This window comes from Vibrio sp. 10N.261.52.C2 (assembly GCF_041471425.1).
GTDB lineage: Bacteria > Pseudomonadota > Gammaproteobacteria > Enterobacterales > Vibrionaceae > Vibrio > Vibrio crassostreae_C.
Genome location: NZ_JBFROH010000088.1, coordinates 1 through 6,175, shown reverse-complemented (window position 1 = coordinate 6,175; position 6,175 = coordinate 1). Strand labels below are relative to the sequence as shown.

Annotated in this window: 7 protein-coding genes; all 7 read right to left on the bottom strand. The window is 44.9% G+C overall.

Annotation, left to right across the window (positions count from 1 at the left end):
- Positions 1–21: 21 nt before the first annotated feature.
- Positions 22–219 (bottom strand): DNA gyrase inhibitor YacG, encoded by a 198-nt coding sequence (yacG, locus tag AB4307_RS21665; RefSeq protein WP_004735515.1) that lies wholly within the window; start codon positions 217–219, stop codon positions 22–24.
- Between the two features lie 82 nt (positions 220–301).
- Positions 302–1,042 (bottom strand): cell division protein ZapD, encoded by a 741-nt coding sequence (gene zapD / locus AB4307_RS21660; protein ID WP_372133494.1) that lies wholly within the window; start codon positions 1,040–1,042, stop codon positions 302–304.
- A gap of 26 nt (positions 1,043–1,068) precedes the next feature.
- Positions 1,069–1,683, bottom strand: coding sequence for a dephospho-CoA kinase (gene coaE, locus AB4307_RS21655; RefSeq protein WP_372133491.1), 615 nt, complete (start codon positions 1,681–1,683; stop codon positions 1,069–1,071).
- A gap of 2 nt (positions 1,684–1,685) precedes the next feature.
- On the bottom strand, positions 1,686–2,555 hold the full coding sequence (locus tag AB4307_RS21650; RefSeq protein WP_017065897.1) for a prepilin peptidase: 870 nt from the start codon (positions 2,553–2,555) through the stop codon (positions 1,686–1,688).
- 65 nt (positions 2,556–2,620) lie between these two features.
- Positions 2,621–3,850, bottom strand: coding sequence for a type II secretion system F family protein (locus AB4307_RS21645; protein WP_122082148.1), 1,230 nt, complete (start codon positions 3,848–3,850; stop codon positions 2,621–2,623).
- 15 nt (positions 3,851–3,865) lie between these two features.
- Complete coding sequence (pilB, locus tag AB4307_RS21640) at positions 3,866–5,551, bottom strand: type IV-A pilus assembly ATPase PilB (protein ID WP_372133487.1); 1,686 nt, start codon at positions 5,549–5,551, stop codon at positions 3,866–3,868.
- On the bottom strand, positions 5,552–5,962 hold the full coding sequence (locus AB4307_RS21635; RefSeq protein WP_372133484.1) for a pilin: 411 nt from the start codon (positions 5,960–5,962) through the stop codon (positions 5,552–5,554).
- Between the last annotated feature and the right edge of the window lie 213 nt (positions 5,963–6,175).

Here is a 6,175-nt window from a genome sequence, read left to right as displayed (position 1 = left end):
TACTCGCTACTCGCTACTCGCTTAGTGCGGATCTTCCGACCAACCATCGCTATCTGACATATCTGGTGCGCCAGCGATGCTGTTCTCTTCGTCTGCCCATTCACCGAAATCAATCATCTGACATTGCTTGCTGCAAAACGGGCGGTGCGGGCTTTGTTCGCCCCATTCAACGTCAGCATTACATTGAGGGCATTTAACGATGGTGATTTTCTTCGACATAGTGATTCTTAATTTGAAGGTGTAATAATAGTGAGTTTAGGCTCGAGTGAAGACTCAAGCCAAACTAAAAAAAGAAAATTAATTAGGTGCAGATAGCCAATTCAAATTCAATGTCTTGAGTACAGGCTTGCCCTGTTTCAAAGCTCATGAACTTAACAGCAAAGCGGTTCTTGTGACCTGAGATCATCGGGTAGGCACCGTATTGCATTGGAATAGATAGACGAAGGATATTCGCTTCATCGGCATCGCTCTGGAAGAAGCCAGCGCGAGCGATTTGCTCTTTAAAGTGACCAGTCTCTCTGGTGAGCTTCAACCACAGTGTTAGCGCTTCATACAGAGGTTGTAAGTTATCCATCCACGCTTTAGCATCTCGCATTCTCTTATCGAGAGGAAGGTGCAGCCAATAATGCAGTGCCGGTAAATCAAAGCAGCATGAGCCACCTGGAAGATTAAAGCGTTGGCGAATGGCACTCAGGAAGCGGTCTTCCTTAAGTGACTGGCCAAAACGCTCTGCCTGCATCAGATCACGATAGATGTTACCAATGTCATTAAGCAGTGATGTCAGCATCTCTTGATCGACACCTTCAACATCCAACCAACTTTTGTAGGTTACACGTTGCTTCTCAATATCTTTTGCGAGTTCGCTCTTGAGTTGGATCTGTTCGAAGATTTCAATCAGATCAAAGATGGAACGGAAAAAGAGTTGATACTGTTGAGCATCGGAAAATGTAGAAGACAAGTGTAGCTGCCTCAAGAGCGATTCAACTCTTAAGTAGATTCTTGTTTTCTCATTTAGAGGATGTTCAAATTTATGGGTGATCATCAAGCAAACCTTCATTCAACATAGTTCTATTCTGACCCATCTACTGTACTGATTGCCAGATACTTTTGATGTAAATCTGTGATTTGAGGCAAAAGTTCTTGGTTTTTAGTATGGTTTTTAATCACGTCATCTGCAACCGCTAAGCGCTGTTCTCTTGAAGCTTGTGATTTTAAAATTGATGCAACTTGTTCCCTAGAAACATTGTCACGACTCATCGTACGTTCTATTTGAACTTCTGCTGGCACATCAACAATTAATACGCGATCGGCCATGCCTTGCATTTGGTTTTCCACCAATAGCGGTGCAACTAATAAACCATACGGGGATGTGATTTTAGACAGGTCACTGTCAATTTTGTCACGGATCATGGGATGAAGAAGATCATTGAGCCACTGCTTCTCTTTAGGATCAGAGAAGATCAGCTCACGCAGTCGACTTCGGTTGAGAGTTCCATCTTTAAGCAAGATAGACTCACCAAAGTGTTCTGTAATCTGTTTTAAACCGTCACTGCCCAGCGCAACCACTTCACGTGCCACGATATCAGCATCAACAATATCAATATTAAAATGCTCATTGAACAGGTTAGCGACCGTGGTTTTGCCACTGGCGATACCGCCGCTTAATCCGATAATGATTGCCATGGTTAAATTCCTAGTACAGAAGTGAAATACCAACCCATGATGTCGTTACCCCACATCAAGCTTACCCAACCCGCAATTGCAAGGTAAGGGCCAAATGGAAAGGCTTTATCGATGCCTTGCTGTTTCAGGCGAAGTTGAATTAAACCAAACACAAGGCCTACCAGCGAAGATAAAAGGATGATCATCGGTAGGTGTTGCCAACCAAGCCATGCACCAAGCGCAGCCAGGAGTTTGAAGTCACCGTAACCCATGCCTTCTTTACCTGTTAGCAGTTTGAACAACCAATAAACAGACCATAAAGCGAGGTAACCAGCCATTGCGCCAACCACGGAATCTTGCAGCGATACTGGGCCGATATTAAACAGTGCTAATGCGATACCGGACCATACCAAAGGCAAGGTGATTTGATCAGGCAACAACATGGTATCGAGATCGATAAAGGTCGCGGTAATCAGTGCGAAGGTGAAAAGAATCAAAGCAATGGCGTAGTAACTGAAACCAAAGTGGCTAGCAACCATTGTGCAAAGTATTGCTGTAAGCAGTTCGACCAAAGGGTAGCGAGCACTGATTGGATTAGCGCAGCTGTGGCACTTACCCTTTAAGAGCAACCAGCTTAACACTGGGATATTGTCGACGATTCTTAATTGGGTTTTGCATTTCGGGCAGGTTGAACGAGGAATGCTGAGATTGAACTTTCCCTCTGGCGCTGGAATTTTATATTGAGAGAAATATTCCGAGCACTCTTGTTGCCATTCGCGTTCCATCATAATCGGTAAACGGTGTATGACTACGTTGAGGAAGCTGCCGATAAGAAGGCTAAAAATGAAAGCTAATACGGGGAATAGCCAAGGATAGTAGTGAAATACTTCCATAGTGTCCTTTACCACTTAATCAAGGTGAGCAGAGATTGCTGCTCATGGGTGTTTAGTTGCTTTAACTATCCTAACACACTCATAAGATTAAAGATCGGTAAGTACATCGCAACCACAAGCCCGCCAACAACCGTTCCCAAAAATACGATGATCAATGGTTCTAAAATTTTGCCTAAATTGTCGACTGTGTTGTCTACTTCAAACTCGTAAATGGAAGCGACTTTATTGAGCATATCATCAAGGTTGCCCGACTCTTCACCAATCATCACCATCTGCAACACCATTTCAGGGAAGGCATTGGTATTGCGCATCGCGATATACATCGGCATGCCTGCTGCGGTTTCTCGGTGAACCTCAATGATTGCTGATTCATAATGTAGGTTGCCTGCGGTTTTGGCTGTGGTTTTTAGGCTCATTAAAATAGGAATACCAGAACTAAAACTAGTTGATAAGGTTCGGCTGAATTTGGCAATAGAGGCTTTGGCTAATACGCCACCAAGAACAGGAAAGCGTAATCCTAGCCGACTAACAGACAGTCTGATCGAGTGGGAGCGCTGACACAGTTGGTAAATAATCAGGACAACAAGCCCGATGCCTACAGCCGTATAAAAACTGTAAGCCTGCATCCAATGGGAAAGGTAGAGTACTTGTTGGGTGAACCAAGGCAGGTCGGCGCCAAAGCCAGAAAACATCGACTCAAACTCTGGAATCACCATGGTCAGCATTAAGTAGGAAACGGTAAGGGCGACCGCTACAACCATTGCTGGGTAGATGAGAGCCTTTATAACCTTGGATTTTAGTTGCTCACTCTTTTCACGATAGGTCGCCAAGCGTTCAAATACTTGTGCAAGGTTGCCGGAGAGTTCGCCTGTGGCGACCAAATCAGTATACAGTTCATCAAAGTGACGGCTTGCGGTTCGCATCGCTTTTGAGATTGGCGTACCGGCTTCTACACCTTTGCAGATATGCGATAGAATCGATTTCATTTCAGCTTTGCGGTGATTGTCCGACACCAACTTGATGGCTTGTACGATAGGCACACCAGTAGCCAGCATGGTAGCAAGTTGCCGAGTTAAAATAGTGATGTCTTTAGCTTTGACTCTATGGGTTAAACGAGTGACGGCTGAAATACTTTTCTTTTTGATTTTCTTAATCTGAATATGCTGTTCTTTGAGCTTTTCTCGTACTTCCAATTCGGTGAGCGCTAACGTTTGCCCAGACACTTTCTTGCCTGAGCTGTTAATGCCTTTCCAGTGATAGCTTTTTAATTGTGATTGTTTGGACTTGCTACTCATTGGTGCTCCATTGGTTTATATGTACAGAACACGTTGCAGCTCTTGATAGCTGGTGGTGCCTTCAAGCAATTTATCTAGCCCCGACTCTTGCAGAGTTCTCATGCCTTCTCGGCGAGCCAAGTTTTCAATGGCCAACGCGTTCGGTTTGTCGATCAGGCTGCTTTTCAGTTGATCGCTAAACGGCATCACTTCATAGATACCCACTCGCCCCGAATAACCCTGGTTGCACTCATTGCAACCTTTAGGACTCGCTTTGTAGATGGTTTGGCTGTTAGGAATGGAGTGACGCAGGAATATGTCTGGCGAGTCGTCATTTTCTTTGCAGTGGTTGCATAATCGTCTTGCCAGTCGTTGGGCGATAATCAAACTCAATGATGAAGCGAGGTTAAAGGGTTCTATACCCATATGTGCGAGTCGGGTGACGGTTTCTGCGGCGGAATTCGTGTGCAGTGTCGAAAGTACTAAGTGACCCGTTTGCGATGCTTTGATCGCGATTTCTGCCGTTTCCAAGTCGCGGATCTCTCCAACCATCACCACATCAGGGTCTTGTCGTAAAAATGATCGCAGAGCTTCCGCAAATCCAAAGCCGATCTTAGGCGTCACTTGTACCTGATTGATACCACATAGGTTAATTTCCACCGGATCTTCGGCTGTTGATATGTTGCGTTCAGTTGTGTTGAGCACTCGAAGGCCAGTATATAGGGAGACGGTTTTTCCGCTGCCGGTTGGGCCTGTCATTAAGATCATCCCTTGTGGGCGTTTCAGGGCATTGAGGTAGAGTGCTTTTTGATCTTCGCTGTAACCTAACTTATCGATATCTAGATTGGCCGCGCTGCTATCAAGCAGTCGAAGAACGATCTTTTCACCCCACAAGGTCGGCAAAGTTGATACACGCATATCTATCGCGAGTTCGTCGTTCAAGCGTAACTTAATACGACCGTCTTGAGGCAAGCGGCGTTCAGCGATATCAAGCTTGGCGAGGATCTTTAAGCGAGCTGATAGACGACGACTTAAGTGAGAGGCGGGTTGCTGTATTTCAACAAGGATACCATCACAACGCAGGCGTACTCGGTAGTGCTCTTCATAAGGCTCGAAGTGGATATCTGATGCACCCTTACGAACCGCATCAACCAGTATCTGATTGATAAAGCGGCTGACAGGGGAGTCGTCTTGGCTGAGATCTTCAATCGACGCTATCTCGTCGTCAGACACCTCAACAAGATTGGCGAGTTCATCTTGAGTGATCTCTTTGCGTTTGGAGTCTTGCCCGGAAATCGAACGGCCATACAGCTTTCGTATTGCGCCTTCTAGTTCTGAGTAGTTGGCGACAACCAATTCAATCTGTAATCCGGTCGCAAATCGAAAGTCATCTTCCGCTTGCAAGTCGGTAGGGTCAGCAGAGGCGAGCGTGAGAGTCGAGCTAGAGACTGAAATCGGGAGAGCACGATACTTGGTTATCAGTTCACGAAGCCCTAATTGGTCACATAAGATTTCATAATCAACATTGGCAAGTTGTACTAACGGTAAGCCGAAGATGGTTTTAATGTTGTTTGCTAAGGAATCGCCGCTGAAGAAATCCAGAACGAGCAAAGCTTCAGGTGTAGAAACACCTGAAGCTTGTATATGTTCCGCAACAGCTTGTTCTTGAGTCAGGCTAAGCAAGTCAGCCTGACGAAGAACGGTCGGGAGGTTGGTTAGCACTTATGAGCAGCCTGTTAAATTAATTGTGCTTTGGTTATGGACACATGACCATTCGCCGGTAGCATTTTGTCTAGTTAACGTTACAGTGGCATTTTCCCCTGCGCCTTCGGTGATTGTTGCAACTATTGCGTTTTGTCCGGTTGTTGTGATCGCGGCAGATGTAGAGTTAATAGTACCAATACCAAATGCGGCTGAAATTGCCGGGAATTCATTTTCAAACGCGATTGAATCTTCGATATTTGTTTTATATGCAGTTACGGAAGCTAAAGCTGCACCCAAAGCACTTTTCTTTACGTAATCTTGATATTGAGGTACCGCAATAGCAGACAATACCCCAATTACCGCCACCACAATCATCAATTCAATCAGCGTGAAACCTTTCTGATTTGTTCTTCTATTTTTGTTATTCATTGTTCTATTCCATTGTTTAGTTTGTTTCAGTGCAGGCACTGGTTGATGGAAAGAATAGAAGTTGATATGGGGTTGTGGAATGGTGTTCAGGTGTGGTCGCGAGTGGTTTGGTATTTATTGGTGTAGTGTTTCATATAGCGCGCAAAATTATGCGATCAACTTAAATAACTGCTTGAAATATTGATAATTCAGGCAATAAAAAAGGTTCATCGC